Source organism: Okeania sp. SIO2F5 (genome assembly GCF_010692685.1).
GTDB lineage: Bacteria > Cyanobacteriota > Cyanobacteriia > Cyanobacteriales > Microcoleaceae > Okeania > Okeania hirsuta.
On record NZ_JAAHGU010000052.1, the window covers coordinates 18,737 to 42,714 of the forward strand.

18 protein-coding genes and 1 pseudogene are annotated in these 23,978 nt (G+C 35.6%); 6 read left to right on the forward strand and 13 right to left on the reverse strand.

Annotation, left to right across the window (positions count from 1 at the left end):
- Positions 1-51: 51 nt before the first annotated feature.
- The 3 genes and pseudogenes from F6K27_RS17300 to F6K27_RS17310 all read right to left on the reverse strand — a co-directional run.
- Positions 52-222 (reverse strand): hypothetical protein, encoded by a 171-nt coding sequence (locus F6K27_RS17300; RefSeq protein WP_287277036.1) that lies wholly within the window; start codon positions 220-222, stop codon positions 52-54.
- Positions 200-2,017, reverse strand: a complete 1,818-nt coding sequence (locus F6K27_RS17305; protein ID WP_287277037.1) for an aspartate kinase — start codon at positions 2,015-2,017, stop codon at positions 200-202. The genes F6K27_RS17300 and F6K27_RS17305 overlap by 23 nt, the downstream gene beginning before the upstream one ends.
- A gap of 181 nt (positions 2,018-2,198) precedes the next feature.
- Positions 2,199-2,573 (reverse strand): annotated as a pseudogene (locus F6K27_RS17310) (sulfotransferase domain-containing protein); the annotation flags it as partial.
- Between the two features lie 404 nt (positions 2,574-2,977).
- On the opposite strand from F6K27_RS17310, the gene F6K27_RS17315 reads away from it, so the two are divergent.
- The gene (locus tag F6K27_RS17315; protein WP_287277080.1) at positions 2,978-4,762 is read left to right on the forward strand and encodes a metallophosphoesterase; all 1,785 of its coding nucleotides are present in this window, start codon (positions 2,978-2,980) and stop codon (positions 4,760-4,762) included.
- A 251-nt stretch (positions 4,763-5,013) separates the two neighbouring features.
- On the opposite strand, the gene F6K27_RS17320 is transcribed toward F6K27_RS17315, so the two are convergent.
- Positions 5,014-6,171 (reverse strand): DUF819 domain-containing protein, encoded by a 1,158-nt coding sequence (locus F6K27_RS17320; protein ID WP_287277039.1) that lies wholly within the window; start codon positions 6,169-6,171, stop codon positions 5,014-5,016.
- A gap of 487 nt (positions 6,172-6,658) precedes the next feature.
- Between F6K27_RS17320 and F6K27_RS17325 the strand changes: the two genes are divergently transcribed.
- From F6K27_RS17325 to F6K27_RS17340, 4 genes are all read left to right on the forward strand, one after another.
- Positions 6,659-7,591: a lipid kinase gene (locus tag F6K27_RS17325; RefSeq protein WP_287277040.1), complete on the forward strand. Its 933-nt coding sequence runs from the start codon at positions 6,659-6,661 to the stop codon at positions 7,589-7,591.
- A gap of 304 nt (positions 7,592-7,895) precedes the next feature.
- A complete protein-coding gene (locus tag F6K27_RS17330; protein WP_287277042.1) occupies positions 7,896-8,519 on the forward strand; it encodes a 7-carboxy-7-deazaguanine synthase QueE in 624 nt (207 codons plus the stop codon).
- 697 nt (positions 8,520-9,216) lie between these two features.
- Positions 9,217-9,402, forward strand: a complete 186-nt coding sequence (locus tag F6K27_RS17335) for a hypothetical protein (protein WP_287277044.1) — start codon at positions 9,217-9,219, stop codon at positions 9,400-9,402.
- Between the two features lie 141 nt (positions 9,403-9,543).
- Positions 9,544-10,122 carry a hypothetical protein gene (locus F6K27_RS17340; RefSeq protein ID WP_287277045.1) on the forward strand — a complete coding sequence of 193 codons (579 nt, stop codon included), beginning with the start codon at positions 9,544-9,546 and terminating at the stop codon, positions 10,120-10,122.
- 352 nt (positions 10,123-10,474) lie between these two features.
- On the opposite strand, the gene F6K27_RS17345 is transcribed toward F6K27_RS17340, so the two are convergent.
- The 7 genes from F6K27_RS17345 to F6K27_RS17375 form a co-directional block, all read right to left on the reverse strand.
- The gene (locus F6K27_RS17345) at positions 10,475-12,235 is read right to left on the reverse strand and encodes a bifunctional serine/threonine-protein kinase/formylglycine-generating enzyme family protein (protein ID WP_287277047.1); all 1,761 of its coding nucleotides are present in this window, start codon (positions 12,233-12,235) and stop codon (positions 10,475-10,477) included.
- A 691-nt stretch (positions 12,236-12,926) separates the two neighbouring features.
- Complete coding sequence (locus F6K27_RS17350; protein ID WP_287277049.1) at positions 12,927-14,246, reverse strand: HEAT repeat domain-containing protein; 1,320 nt, start codon at positions 14,244-14,246, stop codon at positions 12,927-12,929.
- 517 nt (positions 14,247-14,763) lie between these two features.
- Positions 14,764-16,188, reverse strand: a complete 1,425-nt coding sequence (locus tag F6K27_RS17355; protein ID WP_287277050.1) for an NADP-dependent isocitrate dehydrogenase — start codon at positions 16,186-16,188, stop codon at positions 14,764-14,766.
- A gap of 571 nt (positions 16,189-16,759) precedes the next feature.
- Positions 16,760-17,251, reverse strand: a complete 492-nt coding sequence (locus F6K27_RS17360; RefSeq protein WP_287277051.1) for an FxLYD domain-containing protein — start codon at positions 17,249-17,251, stop codon at positions 16,760-16,762.
- 17 nt (positions 17,252-17,268) lie between these two features.
- Positions 17,269-17,634, reverse strand: a complete 366-nt coding sequence (locus F6K27_RS17365; protein WP_287277052.1) for a hypothetical protein — start codon at positions 17,632-17,634, stop codon at positions 17,269-17,271.
- A 9-nt stretch (positions 17,635-17,643) separates the two neighbouring features.
- A complete protein-coding gene (locus F6K27_RS17370) occupies positions 17,644-19,281 on the reverse strand; it encodes an FAD-dependent oxidoreductase (protein WP_287277054.1) in 1,638 nt (545 codons plus the stop codon).
- Between the two features lie 35 nt (positions 19,282-19,316).
- On the reverse strand, positions 19,317-21,032 hold the full coding sequence (locus tag F6K27_RS17375) for a flavin monoamine oxidase family protein (protein ID WP_287277056.1): 1,716 nt from the start codon (positions 21,030-21,032) through the stop codon (positions 19,317-19,319).
- 120 nt (positions 21,033-21,152) lie between these two features.
- Between F6K27_RS17375 and F6K27_RS17380 the strand changes: the two genes are divergently transcribed.
- On the forward strand, positions 21,153-22,043 hold the full coding sequence (locus tag F6K27_RS17380; protein ID WP_287277057.1) for a PPC domain-containing protein: 891 nt from the start codon (positions 21,153-21,155) through the stop codon (positions 22,041-22,043).
- Between the two features lie 513 nt (positions 22,044-22,556).
- On the opposite strand, the gene F6K27_RS17385 is transcribed toward F6K27_RS17380, so the two are convergent.
- Positions 22,557-23,261 carry a Uma2 family endonuclease gene (locus F6K27_RS17385; RefSeq protein WP_287277059.1) on the reverse strand — a complete coding sequence of 235 codons (705 nt, stop codon included), beginning with the start codon at positions 23,259-23,261 and terminating at the stop codon, positions 22,557-22,559.
- An 88-nt stretch (positions 23,262-23,349) separates the two neighbouring features.
- Positions 23,350-23,978, reverse strand: a 629-nt coding sequence (locus tag F6K27_RS17390; RefSeq protein ID WP_287300899.1) for a Uma2 family endonuclease, incomplete at its 5' end; no start/stop codon positions are given.

Below are 23,978 nucleotides of genomic sequence, written 5' to 3' on the forward strand. Positions count from 1 at the left end.
GATGCTCAAGTCTTTAACTTAGTCTAAATGTAAGCATTCAGCTATCAGCAGTCAGCTATCAGCTAAATGCTTACCATTTTTTCCATTATTTTCGGATAATAACTTATATCCAGTCCGCCTAATTAGTAATAAAAAACTTTCTTCTTCTCTTCCTTCTTTTTTCCTCCTGACTTCTGACTCCTGACTTCTGACTCCTTCTTCAATATGCTGGAACTTTAACAACCTCACTACCAGACAAACCAAAAGCTTTATGAATAGCTTGCAACGCTTTTACACCATCCTCCTCTTCTACCACACAACTAATTTTAATTTCCGAAGTAGCAATCATCAAAATGTTGATTTTACTTGCTGCCAACGCCTCAAACATTTGTGCTGCCGCCCCTGGATGGGCAATCATTCCAGAACCGACTACACTCACTTTAGAAATAGCATTCTCCAACACCACTTCTCCCCAACCAAACTCTAATGCTGCATTTACCAAAATTTGATATGCAGTTTCTCCCTCTGGTTGGGAGACAGTAAAAGCAAGATCGCGAGTCAAAACCCCATCCACACTATGACAACGTTGTGACTGGATAATCATATCCACACTAATATTATTCTGCGCCAACAAACCAAATATTTTGGCTGCCATTCCTGGGCGATCCGGAATTTGACGCACTGCGAGTCTTGCTTGCTTTATGTCTAAAGCAACTGCTCGCACTGGTGAGGAAACTTCTTCCGACTCAGAAGCAGCAGAGTTACTAGAAATATCTGCAACATCCACATCAAATGCTTGACACAAAGAATGAACTGCCTTTTCACAGTCTTCTGCATCAACCACACAACTGACCTTAACTTCCGAAGTAGAAATCATTAATATATTTACTCCTGCTGCTGCCAAAGTCTCAAACATTTTTGCTGCTACTTGTGGTCGTCCGATCATTCCCGCACCCACAAGACTGACTTTAGCAATAGGTAGCTCTTGTGTTTTGACTTCCGGTTCGCCCAAAGTGGGGTCAGAATTCTTACCTAAAGCAGGTAGTATAGCATCCGCTACCGCTGCCGCTTGTTTCAAGGTATCTTTCCCGACAGTGAAGGCAATATCATTAGTATTACTTTCGTGAATAGACTGAATAATCAAATCTACATCTATATTTTGTACGGCAATACCAGCAAATAATTTAGCTGCCACACCAGGGCGATCGGGAACGTGCAACAGAGAAACTCCTCCTTGGTTAATGTCATATTCCACAGCATCTACAGATTTTGTCAACTCCAAATCTTGCAAAGCACGATGTTGGGGTATTGGGGAAACTACACGAGTACCAGGAGCATCGCTCCAACTAGATAAAACTACTAATGGCATTCCATAATTTCTAGCAATTTCAACTGCCCTGGGATGCAGCACTTTTGCCCCTAAACTTGCCAACTCCAACATTTCATCACAGGTAATGTCTGACATTAACTGTGCTTCGGGTACTATGCGGGGGTCGGTTGTTAAGATTCCAGGTACGTCTGTATATATTTCGCACCTTTCTGCTTGGAGTGCTGCTGCCAATGCAACTGCAGAAGTATCCGAACCGCCTCTACCTAATGTTGTGATTTCCTGGTGGCGAGTCTGACTAATACCTTGAAAACCTGCAACGACTACAACTTCTCCCATTTGGAGATGTTCTTCTATGCGTTCGGTTTGAATATGTAAAATACGAGCGCGGGAATGTTCAGCTTCTGTGACTATTCCTACCTGCGCTCCGGTAAGAGAAATAGCTGGCACTCCCAACTCTTTCAAGGCCATGCTCATCAGAGCGATGGTCACTTGTTCCCCTGTGGATAGTAGCATATCCATTTCTCGACGACAGGGGTTGGAAGAGATTTCGTTTGCTAGTTTAACTAAACCGTCTGTGGTTTTTCCCATTGCTGAAACGACTACTACTACCGAGCGATCGCTGGCTGTTTTAGCAATACGTTGGGCCACTGCTTTAATTCTTTCCACAGACCCGACTGATGTACCACCGTATTTTTGGACTATTAGCATATTGATTTGAGAATTAGACTATTAAAATATAAACTGTATTAATTTAAATTCTTCCGTTAAAAGTTGTAAACCGGATTGATTAAAGTGTATCTTTTTATATTTAATTTGGTGTGATAACTTTAATTTCAGAACATTAAGAAAAATTGTATTAGTTTGATGGAGCAGAACATTATGAACAATATTATTCAGGAATTTGCCATAAATTTTCAGCTTCAGTACCAGCAGTTCTCATCTTCAATTTTTGACTTAATCTCTGAGTTTGATAAACTGAGAAATGTGAATTCCAATCTCCCACTTTTCCTTGACGAATAAATAGAGTCATCTTAGCAGGACGTTGACTAGACCAACGACTTTTATTTTTGCTCATGCGAGTAAAATTTGTATGGTAAAGAATGCTTTCTAGAATTTGTGAATTTTCGATTTTTTCTACATAGCGATCGCATAAAAATTTTGCTATAGCAATAATATTTATTTTGGGGTTATTTTTCATAGATTCATAAGTTAAAAACAGCACATTTTTATCGCTTTTATGTTGCACCAAACCAACTAAATGCTCGAAGTAATCTCCTCAGTCTACTTCTCTATTAATAAAACATTCAAAAAAAATCATCAAATGTACCTTCAGCAAAATCATAATGTTTGATGAATCCTTTTGATTTTGATAATCAAAAGAAACAGTACAATCAAAAGGATTACGGTAAGTATTCAGCTATCAGCTTTTGAAATAAAGAATCAAACAATGACCAAGGTTAGCTGAAAGGACTATTTCATTTCCTAGGTCATGCTGCGCAAACATATTTCACTTCTTGAATACTAATTCCTTCTTCCAAGATAATGACTTAATAACTCATAGCTGATAGCTGACCGCTAACCGCTGAATGCTTATACTCACTTTAAACATCTATAATCAAGATGCACTTTCTTGTAGTATTCTTTTTTCAAACTGGTCATATTATTTCTATGTTCTATCCTCCTCCAGAAACATTTGAAAATCCCAGAGATTCTTATCGTAATCCATGGATTTTTGGTATTTTAATTATTATTGTTATTTTCATATTTATAGTTATGTATTCTCTCGAATCTCCAGCTCAATTTTTAACAGATCCATTTCTCCAAGCTCCGACAGAAAATTCTGTACAAGTTGTTTGGTTTACTGAATTTCCTGGCAAAGGTCATTTTGTAGTTTATGGTGAAAATTTGAATCAAGTTATTGAGGCAAATACTACTAAACTTAGTCGTACTAGAGAAGACCAAGATTCTCGCGTAGGAAAACAAACAGAAAAAGGTTTAATTTATCAACAACCTATTATGCGAAATATCTGGCGACATGAGGCAAAAGTTATTGGTTTAACACCTAATATTTCTGTGCCATATAGAATTATTAGCGAAAAGGAAAATGGGGAAAATATTAGCAGTAAAATTTTTACTTTAGCTGCTCAACCAACTCCAGATACATCTTTAAAAATTCTCCTAACTTCCGACCATCAATTAAAACCAATGACTTCTGCAAATCTACAAAAAGTCACAGAAACTTTTGATAAATTAGACGCTATTTTTTTTGCTGGAGATTTAGTTAATATTCCTGACCGTGCTTCAGAATGGTTTGACGATAATCGAGGAAATGCTTTTTTTTGTAATCTCCAAGGTAGAGCAAATTATGAACTAGAAAAAAATGGTAAAAAAACGATCTACACAGGAGGAGAGTTAATTCAAAATATGCCTCTCTTCCCCACAATTGGCAACCACGAAGTTATGGGTATATTTTCCATGAAAAATTCTTTGAATTACCAATTTCGTCAACCCTACCCACGAGACGCTGCGTCAGATTTATATAGGCAAAATTCTACAAATATCAATCCTGATATAGCTTGGTTAAAAAATAATTCTTTTAATACTGATACTTACCAAGAGATTTTTACCCTGCCTAAAAATAATTCAGAGGAAAAAAATTACTATGCTGTAACTTTTGGCGATGTACGTTTAATAGTTTTATATATTACGAATATCTGGAGAGTTCCCCGTTTAGATGATAATGCTAGAGGCAAATATCGGGAACAGAAAAAAGATTTTGATAATCCGGCTGAATGGGGTTATGGTCAACATATTTTTGAACCTATTAATCAAGGTAGCGAGCAATATAATTGGTTGGAAAAAGAGTTGGCAAGTCAGGAATTTAAACAAGCTAAATATAAAGTCGTAATGTTTCACCATCCGCCCCATTCTTTAGGTGAAAATGCTATTCCTGCTTATACTAATCCCATCCAATATATTGACCGCGATGAAAATGGTAATATTACGATGATTCGTTATGAATATCCCCAAAAAAATGACTATATTATTCGAGATGTTTTACCATTATTAGAAAATGCTGGGGTACAGTTAGTATTTTACGGACATTCTCATCTTTGGAATCGCTTTATTAGTCCGAGTGGAATGCACTTTCTAGAAACATCCAATGTAGGTAATAGTTATGGAGCTTATGTAGGAGATAAAAAGCGAAATATACCTTTAGATTATCAGGAAAAATATGCTGAAATTGGAAATCCTAATGGTTTAGAACCGATAATTCCAACCATTGCACCTTTGCTAGATGAAAAGAGAAAAGCTCAACCTTATATTGCTAGTAATGATATTACAGTTTTTAGTATTTTTGAGACCGAGACAGGAAAAGTTAGTAGTTACTATTTTGATACTAGACAACCTAATTCTGAAGTAGTAAAATTTGATGAATTTAAACTTTTTTAGGGAGTAGGGAATAGGTAGGGTTTGCCGATCAAATAGCAAAGCATTGACAGATAAAACTTTGAGCAATTTTAGGTCTGGAAAAAGTACCAGCTTTTCGATCAATAGAGCTGAAAAAGTGAGGATTTTGGGGTAACGCGAGGCAAAAAAATTAAGGGACTATTCTTCTGTACGGGCGATTCAGATAGATGCCCCTACAACTCCCCGTTCCTCCTGACTCCTGACTCCTGACTCCTGACTCCTTACCCTATTTTTTAACCCAAAAAATTAGCTAAAGCAACTCCAATAAAAGTAGCTAGAGCATAACCAAAAATACCACAAAGAATGGCAGGAGTTACTAATTGATACCAATTTTTCGCTTTTGCCATAGCAGCAGCAGTAGTAGGACCTCCCAAATTGGCGTTAGAAGCGACAACTAACTCAGCCAATTCTAAGTTTAATAATTTACCAGCTAGTAACAGAAAAAGTAAATGAACTGTCAAAATTACCCCAGCGAAAAAAAATAAAACTGGTCCAAATTCTAGAACTTTCCAGATATTAGCACTAGCTCCAATTACGGCAAAAAATATCTGCATTAACAAAGTACCAATTTTGTCTGCTACTGTTAATTTTCCTAAATATTGGGGAAATATTGTGGCTAGAGAAACTATTAAAATAGTGGTGAATAAAATTGCTGCTTTAGGAATACCTAATAAACTAGCAATACTAATGCCTAGTGCACCTGATATTCCACTAATAGCTAATGCTTTACTCATATCTAGAACCGATAATTCTTGTGTGAGTGACTCAGAAAAATTCCTTTTACTTTGTTCTAGGAAGCTTGTATCTTGAGGCAAATTATTACCAGGAAAAAATTGTTTTACCCATTTCAGAGAAGGTAAAGCAAATAAAAGTAGAAAAAACAAAGTCATAGCCAAATTATCTGCTGCTGTTCCTGCAGCTAACAAATCTCCTGAATCTAAATTTAATTCGATAATTTGAGCAGTGGCAAAAAAATTCACAGATCCACCTATATAAGTAGCACAGAAAACTCCAGCTAATTTCCAATCTAACTCGCCTATAGGAATCAAATAATATGCTAGTATAGTTCCCAAAATTGTTCCCAAAGCACCTAAAAAATAAGCAATTAAAACTCGCCCACATTCATGCATAATTTGTAGTATATTAGCTTGAAATAAAAGCAGAGGAATAGAAAAGGGAACCAGAAAAGACCAAACTACATTATAGACAGGAGCATCAATAGGTATAATTCTTAGATTCGACAGAAAAAATGTTACTAGCATAGTTATGACAGCACCAGATATACTTGCACCCCACTTTTTCTGTTCTGACCAAAAACCAATAGTTGCTGCTGAGAGAAGAATTGCCCAAATAGCGAAATTTTGCTCAGGTTGAATCAAACTGTTTGTCATAACCAGTCAAAAATTCTTTTTCAAAGATAACAAAATTCTACAAAAATATGTTATTAAATTCAATAAATATCTCCAGAAAAGAGGGAGTAGGGAATAGGGGGAAAATAATTGACGGTTTCTACTTGATAATTGATTTGATTTTTTATTTTTGGAGATATCTAATATGAAATCCGGTTATATAGCAATCAGAAATGATTTTGATAGAATTTAAGAACAATTAAGATTAATCAAAATCCTTTGATATTCTGACTCCTGTACGGGTTATTTCCTAGGGAATGCTCCTAATTACGCGAATCACCCTGACGATTTATGACTCCTAATTAGCACTAAAATCTCACAAATGAAATATAATTGCTATACAGTTATTCCATTTGCTACTTCCCATCAAAACAGACCTTACTCAGTAAACTATTAAACAATTTACTTACTTAAATCCTGCCTTTTTTTATTACTTTAAAATTTTGAATTTTAACTTTTAATTTTCTTTATGAACCCAGATAAGATAGAATCAAAAAAAGCTCTTTTATTAGTAAATTATCATGCCAGAAAAGTTCAAGATAATCTAAATTTAGCCTTAACTTATTTACAAGATTTTGGTCTAGAAATTATCTGCAAAGAAACTCAATATCCCCAGGATTTTAACCATTTTATTCAAAACTATAAAAACCAGGTAAATATGGTAATTATTGGTGGTGGAGATGGCACATTAAACTTGGCAGTAGATGCTCTAGTAGACACAGGTTTACCCTTAGGAATTTTACCACTAGGCACTGCTAACGATCTAGCTAGAACTTTAGGAATTCCTGTTTCTTTGTTTGAAGCTTGTCGAGTGATCGCTACAGGTAAAAAACGTTATATAGATTTAGGTGTAGTTAATGGAAAATATTTTTTCAATGTTGCTAGTATCGGATTAAGTGTAGATATTACTAACAATTTAACTAAAGAAGCAAAACGTCGATGGGGTGTATTAGCTTATGCTATTACTGCCAGTAAAATGATTTTAAAAAGTCGCCCTTTTACTGCAGAAATTTGCTGCAATGGTGAAACAAAAATAGTTAAAACTTTGCAAGTTGCGGTAGGAAATGGCAAACATTATGGAGGTGGTATGACTATTGCTCACGATGCTGCTATTGATGACCAAAGACTAGATTTATACAGTTTAGAAATCAAGTATTGTTGGCAATTTATTGGTATGTTGCCTTCTATATGGCAAGGAAAATATCAAGAAAATTTTGGATTTCGTTTCCTCTCTGGTTCTGTATTTAATGTTTATACCCGCAAACCTCGTCCTATTAATACAGACGGGGAAATTGTTACTTATACTCCAGCACATTTCCAGGTAGTTCCTTTAGCTTTAGCCGTTATTGTACCCAGGAAACTAACAACTGAAAAAGAAAAACTTAACCCTGTAATTGATTAAAATAAGGAAGAAGAAAGAAGGAATAAAATTAATTTAAAAGTTGATAATATAATTGATAACTATTCAACTGGACATGATATACAGCAGACTGCAGATATATGAGGTACAAATATTAAGGTTAGAGTCTTTGTCGTGCGGGCATCTTGCCCGCAACAGATGTATCTCACCGAGCTGAAATATGCTGTAAGTTCTAAAAATTACTATATTTTTACCATAATTAAAAATATTTTATAAGAGAAGAAAATATAGGTATAGATAGCAATACCCGACAAAAAAACACTTTATTTTATTTTGTTAATTTCTGATGACAGAAAAACTAATAATTCCCATACATGAAACTTTCCAAAAAACCATTCAAGGGGAAGGCCATTGGGCAGGTACACCAGTAGATTTTATTCGTCTTGCTGGTTGCCCAGTAGGCTGTCATTATTGTGATACTGGTTATGCCAATGGAGGAGTTGATTTACCAAGGCAAATTAGAACTTTTGATGAGTTAATTAATGAGTTATTTTCTCCCAGAGTTGTTATTTCTGGTGGTGAACCTTTTATCCATAAACAGTTACCTAATCTAGTGAACAAAATAGAAGCTACTGGCAGACAAGTTTCTATAGAAACATCCGGTTGCTATTGGCAAGAAATTTCACATCAGACTTGGATAACCCTTAGCCCTAAACAACATATTAGTTCTAAATATCCAGTTGTAAAACAGATGTGGATGCGGGCATCAGAAATAAAATTAGTAATAGAAACTGGTAAAGAGTTAGAATTTTATAGTAAAATTTTACTGGCAAATAATAATATTCCAGTTTTTCTCCAGCCAGAATGGTACAGTCGTAATCTTGCCTTACCATTGGTCCTAGAATTACTCCAAGAATATCCTAATTACCGCCTATCAGTGCAGTTACATAAATATTTGGGAATACAATAATTTATAGTATGAAATTTAGGGATAAAAACCATGTAAAACGTAAGTTTAAACCCAATTAAAATTCAAGAGCATTACATTTTTTTAAGGCTGAGAAGATTTGAACCTAATATCTGTTCTAGAACTTAATAAAGACCTGATTCAAAGTTTGGGACTTGAGTTCGATCCTTCCTACTTATTCCGTCTTTCTTTCCTAAGACCTCTTGCAAAAGTTTTAATTAAATCAATTAAATATATGAAATCAACAATTCCCTATTCCCTATTCCCTATTCCTTGACTTCTGCAAGAAGTCTCTAGAAAATGCTGTACAAACCAGTAAACCCTCAAATTAAAAAAAGCTGTCTATTTATAAAATAAACAGCTAGTTCAGAACTGCAGATGGAGATACACCCTGATAGTTAAATGAAATAGTAGATGCCCCTGATGGATAACTCCTAGATGGACTAATTACCTGATGGTTTAACTCCCTAATGGCTTAGTCTCCACATCCCAAATAGCAGGATTGGGGAGAAAATAGTGATTAAGACTACTAACACCTCACTTCCGGCTTTTGTGATCCATCAGGTCGTGCCTATGCTTCTTTTATAATTGCAGACTGGTTCATTGGAAGACAAGAGGTCTTTTGCAACAACCCACTTTTTACAGGTTGCAGAGCATCGCGAGTCTATCTAAAACAACTAAACAGGGTTCATCTACTACTATGAAACAGAATATTATCATTTTTGGGTTAATAGCCTCCGCAGGCTTGACGTTTTGCCAACTACCAAAGGCCACAGCCTATAATTTGAGGCCATCTACTGAAAGTACCATTGAAAAGAGTCAGATAATTAGTTATGAAGGCACTGATGAAGATGGTGAAACGGAAGAAGTGGAAAAGAAAAAATAATCAGGAAGGCCGAAATAACTTCCTGGAGACAGTAAAGACAAATTAGAGTTGATATTCAGATATGGGTAGAACTATATGTTACTAATTAGGATTCTACCCTAGATTATCCTTGTATGATGTTCTGATTACTATTATCGAAAAATGATGGACACAACGACTACTACACGAAGAAAAAGGGTTATTACAAGAACTGCAGAAAGAAGACAAGCCACTCCTAAAGAAAGACAATTAATCCATTTGTTAGCTAATCTTGGTTGTAGTTGCGCAAAATATGCCTTCCAACACTCCTCTAGTAAAGGGAAAATACCTCCTGAAGACCGAAAGCATTTGGCAGAGTGGCACTATCTCCGGTTACAGCAAATTCGCCGGGTAGAAAGGAGTCTAGAACCTGTGGCCCAACTTAAGCGTGTTTACTATCGAAGTCAACTCAGTCCCAGAGCTCTTAAGTCCCTAAAACTCCTGTGGGCTGAGGAGGACAAACCAAGAGTGAAGAGGGTTGCTCCTGAATTGGATGAGCTATTAAGTTTAGCCCTTAATTTAGGAGATACCCTCAAACAGATATTTCATACTGTTGAATGTGGGGAAAGGGTTTTTTCTAGAACTCCTATACAAGGGGTGGGAGTAGTGCCATTGTGGGTTAATGAGTGGGAAGAGTCCGACTATGATATTAATTTCTTTCCTCCTTCTTTCCCTGATTGGGCTCAAATTGTTGATGACTAAGTTTCTGACACAAATTAAGTCATAAATTCTAGAATTAGAAACTACTATGTTCTAACCAATTCAATATTTGCTATAGTTTTCGGTCAAACTCTCCCATAAAATTTTTGCTAAATATTATCTAAATATTTAGGTGGGGAGAGCTGACAAATTTCGGTCGGGGATTTGAAAGTTACAAAAATTAATTTTTTTCAATAAAATTTTAAATTCCAACTTATCCATGAGGAATTTACCAAGATTTTATTTTTTGTTAATTTTTTTGCCTGTACCTCCAAAAATATTTGTGATATGTCAAGTAAAGCATAGGGATTAGAACATCAAAATAGTCAGTTTTTCCTCTAAAGTCTCTTCATTCCTAAATTGAAAAAATATGAGAAACTGCCACTCTAAAACCTACTGACTTACACTTACTTCTGGGAGTTTTCCAATTTCTATTTGCACTACGACAACCTTTAGAATAATTCAAGTATCCTCCTCCTCTCAACATTCTGTAGTTATAATTGCCATCTTTTTCCCACACATTACTATCTGAAGGAGCACCCTGATAATTATTATGCCAGGGGTCGGCACACCACTCCCAGACATTGCCATGAAGATCGTATAATCCAAAAGCATTGGGTGGAAAACTACCCACATCTGTTGTTTGTTCGCGATAATTTTGTTGTAATGAACAAGCATAAGCTTCTTCGCCATTATAGTTTGCTAGGTCAGTTATCAGACTATTACCAAAGTAAAATAATGTAGTTGTTTCTCCACGACAAATATATTCCCATTCTGCTTCTGATAGTAACCGATAAGTTTTTCCAGTTTGAGCAGATAGCTGACGACAAAATTCAATTGCGTTATACCAAGACACCATTTCTACTGGTCTATTTTCTCCTTTGAAATAAGCTGGGTTTTTGCCCATTATTGCTTGCCACTGTGCTTGAGTAATGGGATATTTGCTAACAAATAAAGGTGTTATTGTAACTTGATGTTGTGGACTTTCTGTTTCCCATTTTTCTGCTGCTGTTTTTGAGGAACCCATTAAGAAAGTATTGCCAGGAATAGATACCATTTCTAGGAAAATATTATTGGCAATATTTTCAATAAATTGTTGATTTTTCCGTTGTTCTTTTATGGTTTCAATTATTTCACCTTTTGGGTTAATTTTGATTGTTAAATATTCAAATTTAAAAGTTTGCAATTCGAGTTCAAAACTAGAATCAACAGTTAGTAATTCGGGAGGAGTTTCGGAAATTATTGGCAGAGTTGCTGGCAAAGTTGAGGGTAAATTAGTTATGACAAATTCTTCTAGTGGTGACAATAAAGTTAACCATTCAGCAACAAATTGAGGCCGTTCTTCTGGCTCTAATTTCATGCCTTTAATAATTGCATCATTGACTCGAACGCTAATTTGGGAATTATATTTTTTTGGTGGAATTAATGGTATTTTTCCTTCTTGTCTGACTTTTGCTGGTGTTGGCATTTCACCTGTCAATAAAACGTATAGAGTTGCTGCTAGAGCATATATATCAGTAAAAGCTCCCCGTTTTGCTCGTCTTTCGTACTGTTCAATTGGTGCAAAATACAATGTACTATCAGTTGTATGAGTTTGTACGCTGCCGCTATTAAATTCTCGTGCTAAACCAAAATCAATTAATACTGCTTCTAAATTATCTCGACGTAGCAGAATATTTTGAGGTTTAACATCCCGATGCAAAAATCCTTGATTATGTATAAATGTTAGTGCTTCTCCTACTTGTTTAATTAGATGTATTGCTTTACTTTCTGATATAACTCCGTGTTGCTCTTCACGATAAATTCCTAAGTCATCCCCATCTATATATTCCATCACCATGCACCATAATTTATTTTCTTTAAAAAGGCGATGAACTTCTACAATATTGGGATGACGGCATTTTGCTAAACATAAGGCTTCATTTAAAAAATTTTCTTGATGTTTGTCAAAATTGGGTTTACGTTGTACTCGATAATTGAGAGTTTTAATCGCAACTAATTGATTAGAGCTTTGTTCTAAAGCACGATAAGTAATACCGAAACCGCCAATACCAAGCAGGTCTTGAATTATATATTTGCCATTTTGTAGTTGTTTACCTGATTTCCAGTATTTCATTTTATTAATAGGGGATTCAGGATTTTAAGTTATACCATTTTGAAAAAAGAATGTTACGAATAATAAGCATTATTAAAAGACTTTAAAGGAGATGTCCCTTTGACAAAAAAGAGAATTACATAGGTAAAAAATGGTATTGAAGCCATTCCCGTGTGACTCCTGACTTCCCCTCCCAGGGGGGGGAGGGGCGAGGGGTGGGTTGACTCCTCAGAAATATCCTAGTTATTTGTAGCAAAAATTTATCAAATTGGTATTATCCCTGGAATTAGAGCTAAAAATAGGAGCAAATTATACCTCAGATAATCATATAATAACATAGTTTTGACTCAGTTAGTCAATCCAGGATGAAAACTGTTTATCTCAGTGCTTAAATAACTGATAATTAATACTAATTCGAGCCAATAATTTTACTGATTGAAGAAGGAAGAAAGAAGAAATAAGAAGGAAGAAAGAAGAAATAAGAAGGAAGAAAAAATGGATGGGGATAGTCAACGACCTGCCACTTCCTGTCTACAAAGCCCAACCAATTGTAAACACCGTGTGGACGGTAGGGTATTAAACCCAAAATAAAAAGATAATTTTTCATTTCTCTTGAATACTAATTCCTTCTGCCAAGATAATAAGTTAATAACTCATAGCTGAAGTGCTGACTGCTGAAGTGCTGAATGCTGAATGCTTACCTAACACCTTCTTAATAATTCCATTCAGCAATAGCTGTAGCTATTCCTGTTTTTAACTCATATTTGATGTTTGCTTTTTGAGATAAATAAATAAGTTGTTGATATGCTCTTTCTGAATCTAATTGTTTCAATGCTGCTATACAATGAAGCCTAACACTAGCATCATTTTCTTCTAATAACTGAATGAGATAATCTAGAGCGCGAATATCTCCCAAATATCCCAATGCTAAAACTAAAGAATTTTTGACACGGACGCTTTCTAAAACTGAATTATTACTTCTGAGAAATTCAATCAAAATTTCTGTAGCTTTTGGCTTTAATTCCTGACGCTCAATTTTACCTAATGCTGTAATAATTTCATTAACAATTTGTGGTTGATGTTCAACTGTAACTAATAAATTATCTCCGAGTAAACTTTGTAGATATTCCACAGATACTTGAGTTTCAACCCAACCTAAAGCACGCACCGCATCCAGCTTTAAAAAAACAGGAACATTCGTTGTTTGTAACAGTTCAAATAAAGCCGTTGCTGCTGTATTTGTACCGATTTTTCCTATAGCGATCGCCACTTGTTGACAAACTTCAAAATTAATATCCCACAGTAAAGGTTGTAGCAACTTCACCAAACTTAATTCTTCGTGTAAATTACCATAAGAACTTAACCCTATTACTGCTTCTTTTCTAACTTGAGCTACTGTATCTTTTAAAGCCGAAATTAAGACAAAAGGCAACCGAGAATCATGGTAATTACTCAAGGCAGTAATAGCATTTTTTCTAACTTCATAATTGCCGTCTTTTACTACAGTTAATAACGGTTTTATGGTGCTAGAAGAATTAATTTTAGCTAAAGCTTTTGTTGCTAATAATCGTGAATCTGGCTTGGCCAATAAATCTGTTAAAATATCAACTGCTGAATCTCCTAAAATTGCCAAAGTATCTGCTGCTATTTCTTGTAAATCTTTCGCCTCTGAACTAATAATTATATTTTTCAGAGCTTCTCGAACTTCCTCACTGTTAAAATCTGCCAATATCCGAGCTACAAACCAACGTCTTTCTAAGTCTAAATCTTCATCTTGAACCATTTCAATTAATGGAGCGATCGCTGGTTTACCAATCTGTTTAAATAGTTTATAAATATCCCATCTTTCTTGAAAATCCCCATTTTTCAGAACTGTTATTGCTAGGTCTATTGCTACATCTAAATCTGCATTTTCTAACAACTCAACACGGGTCTTTTGAGATGCTAATAAAAATTGTTGTAAATACTGATTAACTAAAGACCAATTTTTTTCTTGGCTAGCTGTTTTTGCTTGTTCGAGAAGATTTGACATAACTGAATAATTTTTTAAATATTAAGCTTTAAGATATAGCAATAGATATTTTCAGAAAAGAGAGAACAGGGAACAGGGAACAGAAAAAAATAATTGATAATTTATAGATAAGAATTGATTTTATTTTTAATTCTTACGCCTGTGTATAATCGAAGGAAAGGGCGCGGATATATCAAAAGCTAATATGAAATACTAAATCTCCTAGATAACAAAAACTTTCTTCTGCCATATCAGGTATTAGCTGAAAAGTTAATAGTACTAGTGCAGAATTGCGGAAATAATTGACCAGTTACAAAATCCTAAAACAATTACAAATCAATACTTTTGACTTTTGACTTCCGCGTAGCGACACTAGATGAATAACATTTGTACCTATTATTTACCGAATAATTAAGGTTTAAAGCCTCTCCTTTAAAGAAGAAAGAAGAAAAAATTTTCCTTTTAGTCAATCCTCTTCTTTTCAAGGAGAAGTAATTGTTAATTATTACTTATTAATTGTTGAACACCTAACACTTATCTAATCTTGAAAATGTTTGATAATTGCATCAGCAAACTCAGAACATTTTAAAGCTTCCACAGGTGGTTCCATTAACCTTGCCAAATCATAAGTAACCTCACCATTAGAAATAGCAACCTCAAGACCTTTTTTAATCAAATCTGCCGCTTCTTGCCAACCCATATATTCCAACATCATCACACCAGAAAGAATCAAAGAACCAGGATTAACTCTATCTAAACCTGCGTGTTTTGGTGCAGTGCCATGGGTCGCCTCAAAAATAGCACATTCATCACCAATATTAGCACCAGGCCCCATACCTAAACCACCAACAATAGCAGCAGCAGCATCAGATAAATAATCCCCATTCAAATTCATAGTTGCCAGAATAGAATATTCCCCTGGTCTAGTTTGAATTTGTTGGAAAATACTATCAGCAATACGGTCATTTACCATTATTTTATCTTGCCATTTTCCATCCCCATGACTATCCCAAATAGCTCCTAATACATCCTCAACTTCTTGACAGATTTCAGCTTTTTTTTCTGCTGTTAAAGCATCATAACCAGGGTCAATTTTTCGAGCATTTTCTTCACTACTAATATTAGGATTTTCTTCCTTATTAGAAAGAATCCAAGATTCTCTTTCCGTCACACATTCAGTCCGAAATTCAGTAGTTGCTAATTCATAACCCCAGTCACGAAATGCACCTTCAGTGTACTTCATAATATTACCCTTATGCACCAAAGTTACCATTTGTTTTGACTTGGGTAAACGTAAAGCATTTTGGATGGCACGTTTAACTAACCGTTGCGAACCAGTTTTACTAATAGGTTTAATACCGATACCCGAGTCGAGGCGAATTTGCTTTTTGCCATGTTCGGGAGTAGCAGGAATTAATTCTTTGTTTAAAATGTCAATCAACTTACTAGCAATATCAGTACCCTCGCGCCATTCTATTCCTAAATAAATATCTTCGGTATTTTCCCGATAAATAATCACATCTAATTTTTCCGGACTTTTGTGAGGAGAAGGGGTACCTGTGTAATACCTACAAGGGCGAACACAAGCATATAAATCGTTAATTTGACGCAATGCCACATTTAAGGAGCGAATACCCCCACCGATAGGAGTTGTCAAAGGACCCTTAATGGCAATACCGTATTCTTTAATAGCGTTGAGAGTATCTTCCGGCAAATATTGGAAAGTGCCATATTTTTCACAAGCTTCGTCACCAGCGTAAACCTTAAACCAATTGATTTTGCGTTTATCTCCATAGGCAGTAGCGATCGCGGCATCAAAGACTTTTTGAGATGCTGGCCATAAATCTACCCCTGTACCATCGCCCCGAATAAATGGGATAATGGGGTCGTCTGGAACATTAGGTTGACCGTTGCTGAAACTGACTTTAGAACCTGTGGTTGGGGGAGTTATTTTTTCGTACATACTTCGATCGTCTGGACTACAATATTTTTCTTTGTGTCCAGATTATGGATCTATAATTGTATATCTTTAAATATATCTATGATTTTTTTATAATTTAAGTTGAAGTTAAGAAGAAAGAGGGAAGAGAGAAGAAGGGAAGAAAGAGTTTAATTATTTTTGTAGGTTTTTGCCGGATAAAAGTAGCATAAATAGCAGAATTTTGCTATAGCAATTCTCATACTGGTGAGGTACAAAATTTGAGGCTTGAGGGAACAGGGAACACCGGAGCTGGGAACAGGGAATAAAAAGACAAAAAGATAACTGTACCTCACGACCTTGGGAAACGCTATAGTATATTATCTTTGCAAAAGTATATTACTTTTAAAGACTCAAGAAAAATCCTAATGTTGATAGAAAAACAGATGGAGATATTTGAATTACAAAAACAGGCTTACAATTATGCAAATGAATTATAAGTAATTACCTAAATAAACAAAAAAATTCAAGCAACAAAATTTCTAATACTGTTAATTATCACACATCATTTTTGAACTTCTGAATTCTAAATTCTGAATTCTAAATTCTAACTTCATTATTCACTCCATTCAACAAAAGTTGTTTCTACTTTAGCTCCTGGGGAAACATTACCTTTAAAATATGCTACTTTTCCTGGCTCAACCGTACTAGGTTCAGCATAAATAAACCCATTATCAATAATATTTCCAGCATCATCTAATACTTGATAAATAACCTTAATTTGCTTCACAGTTTGACAACTTTGATTAGCAACTTTACCAGTTAAAAAATTACCATCGTAGTTAATATTACTAATCGGTATTTCTGTAGCTTTAACTTTTTCTGATTCTGATTTGCAGCTAACTTTTTTACTTTCATTAATAGCTTCTCGATCGCCACATAGATTAACTAAATTAATAATTTTTCCCTCTGTAGTTTCCATATAACAAATTGGGTTATCAAATTCAGATTTTTGAGCAAATATATTCACTATATTACTCTGTAATAATTGATCATAAACTCCCCCGTGTAACAATGGTATTAATATAGTAAAATAGAAGTATTTCATAGTAACTATTAATTATATCATGTCTGCTGGGGGGCGTTTGTGTAAAACCAAGGGTGAATGTCTACAGGAAATTTACGTTTTTTCAATCTTTTAAGCCTTCTTCTCTCTTCCTTCTTCCTTAGCTTCACGCTTACAATACCGATGCTATCAGACATGATATTACTGGTAAATTTATTTTTACGCTTTTCAGATAGTTTTAAACCACTAATATCAAATCCGCTCGGGTTCGGTATAAAAAATTTTTCATCCTCAGCGCAAATGTGCAAATCTTTCGCGCATTCTCTTCCCTCCTGACTCCTGACTCCTGACTCCTGAGTTCCCATCCTGGGAGGGGGAGGGGCGAGGGGTGGGTTGACTCCTAAGTAATGCGCGATTAATATCATACACCCGCTTCACCAACGCCGCTGACTTCTCATTGCTTCAACACTACCTTTTAAACCTAAATCTTGTAAAATTTCCATAGCAGCTATTTCACCTGTCTGACACCCACCTTCCATATAACCTTGATTTTCTAGAAAAGATGTATGCTCCCCGGCAAAAAATATATTACCCACTCGCTCTCTTTCTACACCATAAAACTTTGTCCACTCCCCCGGTTTGTAACATAAATAAGAACCGTGAGTATAAACTTCTCCTGGCCAATAACTACGAATTGTTCGATCTGACATGGAAATATTACTAATACCAGGAAAAACCTGTTCGAGTTGGGAATTCAATTTTTGAGCATGAATTTCAGGACTACCAGTTCCTATTGCTACACCCTCAGTACCACCAACAAATTGTGTAATCAAACCCATACCTGGATGATAACGACTCTCAGAAGTTTCCCAAGTGTTTTGAAACCCTAAATCTAAATAGATATCAGCTGTAGAATTGTAGCGAGTACGCCAAATTTTTTCTTGATAAGTAGTAGTTAACTTAGAATTAGTTCCGTAACTAGCAGTATCTATAGATAACTTTTTCAAAGGTGGCAAATCTACATTAAGCTGAACTTCTCTTAACAAAGTTAAGGGTAATGTTAGCAAAATTCTCTCATAAGTACGCTCAAAGGTACTATTGCCCGACCTTAATACCACTCGATACCGACCATCAGAAAGATCATTGATCGCCTCTAATATTGTTCCCGTCTCAATAGAATTGGAGACTAAACTTGCCAACTTTTGGGGGATCAGTTCGTTACCTCCCTGTACATTAAAAAGTTGCTCCATAACACCAATAATGCCAAACTTACCTACTTGAGTACCTATTATATAGATTAAATTGAGACTAGACTGCTCTTCCATATCTAGACCGTAGTAAGTTTCATAAGCAGCTTTGACTAGCTGGCGAATTACTGGTGTAGTTTGAGGAATTTGGTCTAAATATTCGGCAATTGAGATATTATCTAGTTCTACTGCTGCTGGAATTTTTGTGGTATAATCCTTAAAATTAGCGATCGCTTTAAAATCTCTGTTAATCTGCTCTGCAATTGGTGCAAAGTCTGTGGTAATTTCTGCTAATGAAACCTTGCGACCTTCAAAAAAGTAAGTCTCTTGTGTTTCCAAGTTTTCATCGACTGCCTGCAAATCTACAAGATGTAATCCTAATTCCTCAATCAAACTGCGCAGATAAGTATGCTCGGTGTAGATAAATTCCCCACCAAGTTCAACGGCAAATGGAGTACCTAATGCTTTTTGGCGAGTTCGGATTCTACCTCCTACCCGGTTACTAGCTTCAATCACGTTTACTGGAACTCCCGCTTGAGTTAGACGATAAGCAGCAGTTAATCCGGCAATTCCTGCTCCTACTATTAATACTGGAGTTGTTTGAGATCTTGCTCTTTCTCCACCCTTGGACAAAAGGGAAACTTTAAATTTTTTAGCTAAGTCTAAACCACTTTTTAATAAGCGAGTGCAAGTATTCGGAAATTTCCTAGCTTTAGCTTCTTTTACCATTCCTAATAATTCATCACTAGGGATACCAGTTTCTCTTGAGATTCTGGCAATAGTATGAGCACGACTTAGTATTGTCATCACCGAAGATTTAGTCATTTTTGAGATCTCATTTTCTACAGTTAGCCTTCTGATTATTTTATTTGTGGCAAATTCCGTTTTTCCCGAACATACTTAGCTCCAGGTAGTCTGCGAGGTTTAGTTTGAATTTCCGACTGTACAGATCGTTTAACTCTTAACGCTTCAGTAGTTGCTATTAAACCCAAATCATCTAAAATTTCTATCGCAGCAACTTCACCACTATCACAACCACCTTCTATCCAACCTTGATATTCCAAAGAAGTATGTTCGCCAGCAAAAAATATATTCCCCACACGCTCTCCCTCCACACCATAAAATTGCGTCCACTCCCCTGGTCTGTAACACAAATAAGAACCACGAGCAAAAGGATCTCCAGGCCAATAACTACGAATTGCTTGGGATGGCATCGCCACGCTACTGATATCAGGAAAAACAAGTTCTAGTTGAGCATTTAACTGTTGAGCGTGGGTTTGAGCAGTAGCAGATCCTATTGCTACACCCTGAGTACCACCAACAAATTGTGTAATCAAACCAGGACCTGGAATGTAACGACTTTCCGCAGTTTCCCAAGTAGCTTGAAATCCTAAGTCTGAAATAACATTACCTCTGGAGTTGTAGCGAGTACGCCAGATTTTTTCTTGATAAGCAGTAGTTAACTTAGAGTTCGTTCCGTAACTAGCAGTATTTATAGATGACCTTTTCACAGGAGGGATATCTACATTAAGCTGAACTTGTCGCAGCACACTGAAGGGTAATGTCAGTAAAATTCGTTCATAAGTGCGGTCAAAGGTACTATGACCCGACCTTAATGCTACTCGATATCGACCATCAGAAAGAGAGTCGATCGCTTCTAATACTGTTCCTGTCTCAATGGAATTGAAAAGTATATTTGCCAACCCTTGGGGAATTCGTTCGCTCCCCCCCTCTACATGAAAACGTTCATCACTGGTACCAAGAGGTTCAAACTCTCCCGGTTCAGTACCTATTAAAAAGAGTAGATTCAGACAAGACTGTTCTTCAGTGTCGAGACCATAGTCACCCGTGTAAATAATTCGGATTAGTTGACGGACTGTTGATGTAGTTTCAGGAATCCGGTCTAAATATTCGGCGATGGAGATATTATCTAGTTCTACTGCTGCTGGTATAGGTGTGGTATAGTCTTCAAATTCATCGATCGCTTCTAAATCTGCATCAATTTGTTGAGCAACTGGCGCAAAGTCTCTAATCAGTTCTTCTATTGGTACTCTACGATTTCCAATAAAGTAAGTGTCCTGTATTCCTAAGCTCTCATCCACTGCCAATAAGTCTACCAGATTTAATCCTAATTCTTCTGCTATACCACGGGTACAAAAATGATCTGTATCAATGAATTCCCCACCCAATTCCACTGAGAATGGTGTACCTAACGCTTTTTGGGTAGTTAGCATTCTACCCCCTACTCGGTTCTTAGCTTCTATCACATTTACTGGTACTCCTGCCTGAGTAAGGCGGTAAGCTGCAGTTAATCCCGCAATTCCTGCCCCCACTATTAATACTGGCGTTTGTTGAGCCATTGCTCGTTGTCCACCCTTGAAGAAATTAGAAGCTGCCATTGCTCCAGCAAATCCTAAACCACCTTGTAATAAACGACGGCGAGTAGTCCGAAATTTATTACTTTGAGCTTCTCTTACCATTCCTAATAACTCATCGCTGGGAATGCCAGTTTTTTTAGACATTCTGGCAATACCATAAGCGCGACGCAGGATGTTCATTAAAGAAGATTTACTCATAATTAATGTCCCTTAATTTTTAATTATAAATTTTGAATTTAAAGCATACAGAAATGAACGATTGTAGTAAGATAACATTGCTTAGGTTGCAATGTAAACTCAAAAATAAACTTTTAAGAAATGTTAACTATTGAAACTCTGTTTGATGAAGGATTTTATTTATTTCAAAACCCCGATGTTGTAGATGAAATTGCTGCGGGTAATTTCAGTAGTGGTTTGGAACATTTTGTGAATGTGGGTCAATTTGAAAATCGCGACCCCAATGCTTTATTTGATACTAGCTTTTATCTCGAAATTAATACTGATATAGCTGCTGCTATTGAGGAAGATAATCTGACGGCAGTGGAACATTTTCTTAGGTTTGGTCAATTTGAATTGCGCGACCCTAGTCCTTTATTTACTAATTTATTTTATAGAGCAAATCCTGATTTTGCTACAACATTAGAGTCAGCAGGATTAACACCTTTTGAACATTTTGTCAGATTTGGTCAATTTGAAAATCGCGACCCTAGTTTTTTCTTTAACACCGATTTTTATCTTGCTCAAAATCAGGATGTAGTGGAGTTATTAAATAATGGTATTTTTAGTAGTGCAATTCAACATTATATTTTAGTTGGTTTGCCAGAAAATCGTTTGAGTACTCCTCCCGATTTTAGAGATGATTTGTTAAATATTAATGCTGATTTTGGTGTTTTGGGAACTGCAGAATTTAACAATTTTATTGGAGATGGAAATCCGGTTGATGTTTATAGTTTTATGTTGAATACTCCTAGTAGTTTAGATGTTGTATTAACTGGTTTAGTTGGGGATGCAGATGTGGAGTTAATTGAGGATATTAATAATAATGGAGTGGCAGAAACTTTAGAGATTTTTGCTGAGTCAAGAAATGTTGGTACTATTGATGAAATAATAGGTGTTGATTTCTTACCAGAGGGTAATTATTTTGTCCGAGTTTCTGAGTTTAGTGGTCACACAAATTATTCTTTGTTTTTAGAAGCTAGTCCAATTTAGAGTAGTTAATCATAGTAGGGTAGTTCAACAATTAATAATTAATAATTAATAATTAATTATTACCTCTCCTTGAAAACGGATAGGATTGACGAACAGGAAAATTTTTTCTTCTCTTGGTCGATTGGATATGGCTTTGAGACCTAGCCATCCAAACCTACGGGAAGTTCCTAAGATTGACCGCTTTTTTCTCGTTTAAAGGAGAGGCTTGAAACCTTAATTATTCGGTAAATGTTGAATTATCATCAAGTAACTATAAATTTTGCCTCTTTCTTTGCCTGCCCTAAATTAAATTATCAGTTATCAGTTGAAGAAGGAAACCCAACAAAAATATCTTTAGAAAAGTTTCCAAACTGTTCCCCTAGATAAATTAATATCCTTAGATACTTTGCTTTCTCCCCTACAAATAAATCCAAAATTGGGAATCATATCATTTGCTCATAACTTATTCAATAAAACCAATCATTGCTGTTAACTTTCAGGTAATTATCCAAAGCGATCGCGATAACGAGCTAATCAAAATTCTAATTCTTCGGTTCGTTTTTCTGCTTCTTGCCGTGCCCCAATTTCCTGATTCAAAACTTCTCGTAATTCATCATAAATTACCAATTTTGCTCCCGTATCTTCCCGATAAAATCTGATCAATTTATCCTCAACTTCTAATTGTAATCCTAAAGGTTCGCTCCGACCATCTGTAATTAATTTATAATTTGTTTCTCCCAGACGATACCCTTGCAATTTTTCTTCTATCCATTCACCTTTGGGGTCAAATAACCAACATTCCTGTACTTTTAATTGTTCGTAAAATACTTTTTTAAAACCCTCATCATCTCTGCGGGTATTTTCAGTTGTGACTTCAAAAATAACCGCCGGAATTTTAAGTTCTTCAAAAAGAAGATAACTATCTCTTCCCCCTGGTTCAATATCAAAAACTACCATCACATCGGGAACAGTTCGTAACTTAGGATAACCATTGGAAAAATATAAAAATTGTTTGCTGAATACATTGGCTTTTTGACCTTTTAAATACTCTTTCAAAGTTTCAAAAATAGTTGCAACAGCTCGTAAATGATCGTAACTTTCACCCCAAGTTTTTTCATCCTCGTTAGGATAAAATACTTCTTTTTTTTCAGTTATAGTTTGATTCTCTGAAGTTGTTTGATTTTCTGGTTTTTCGATTACAGGTTGATTGTCTGAAGTTGTTTGGTTTTCTGATGTCATAGTTTTATATCAAGCGTGATAAATGTTTGTTACAAGTGGTAGGGATGTTGCATGAAACATCCGTTAACCCTTAACCTAATTTTTTCTGTCAATTTTCAGGTAATTCTCCAAAGCGATCGCGATAACGAGACAATAAAGATTCCAATTCTTCAGCTCGTTTTTCTGCTTCTTGTCTTGCCACAATTTCCTGATTTAAAGCTTCTCGTAATTCATCAGGAATTAACAATTTTTCTCCTGTATCTTCTCGATAAAATCCGATTAATTTATCCTCTACTTCTAACCGTAATTTTAAAGGTTCGCTCCGACCATCTGTAATTAATTCATAATTTTTTCCTCTCAGACGATACCCTTGCAATTTGTCTTTTATCCATTCTCCTCTCGGGTCAAATAACCAATATTCTTTCACTCCTAATTGTTCGTATAATCCTTTTTTAAAATCTTGGTCTACTCCTTTTGTTCCCGGATAAGTCATTTCAAAAATCACTACTGGAGTTTGACCTTCTTGCCATATTTTATAGTTATCTCTTCCTCCTAGTTTTACATCAAAAATTACCATCACATTAGGAGCTACTCGCAAACTAGGAAACTTCTGAGAATAAAACAAAAATTGGTCGCTTAATACAGTTGCTTGCTGACCTTTTAAATATTGTTTAATTACTTCTAGGGATGTCAGAATAGCATACAAATGGTCGTAGGTTTCAGCCAAAGGTTCTCCGT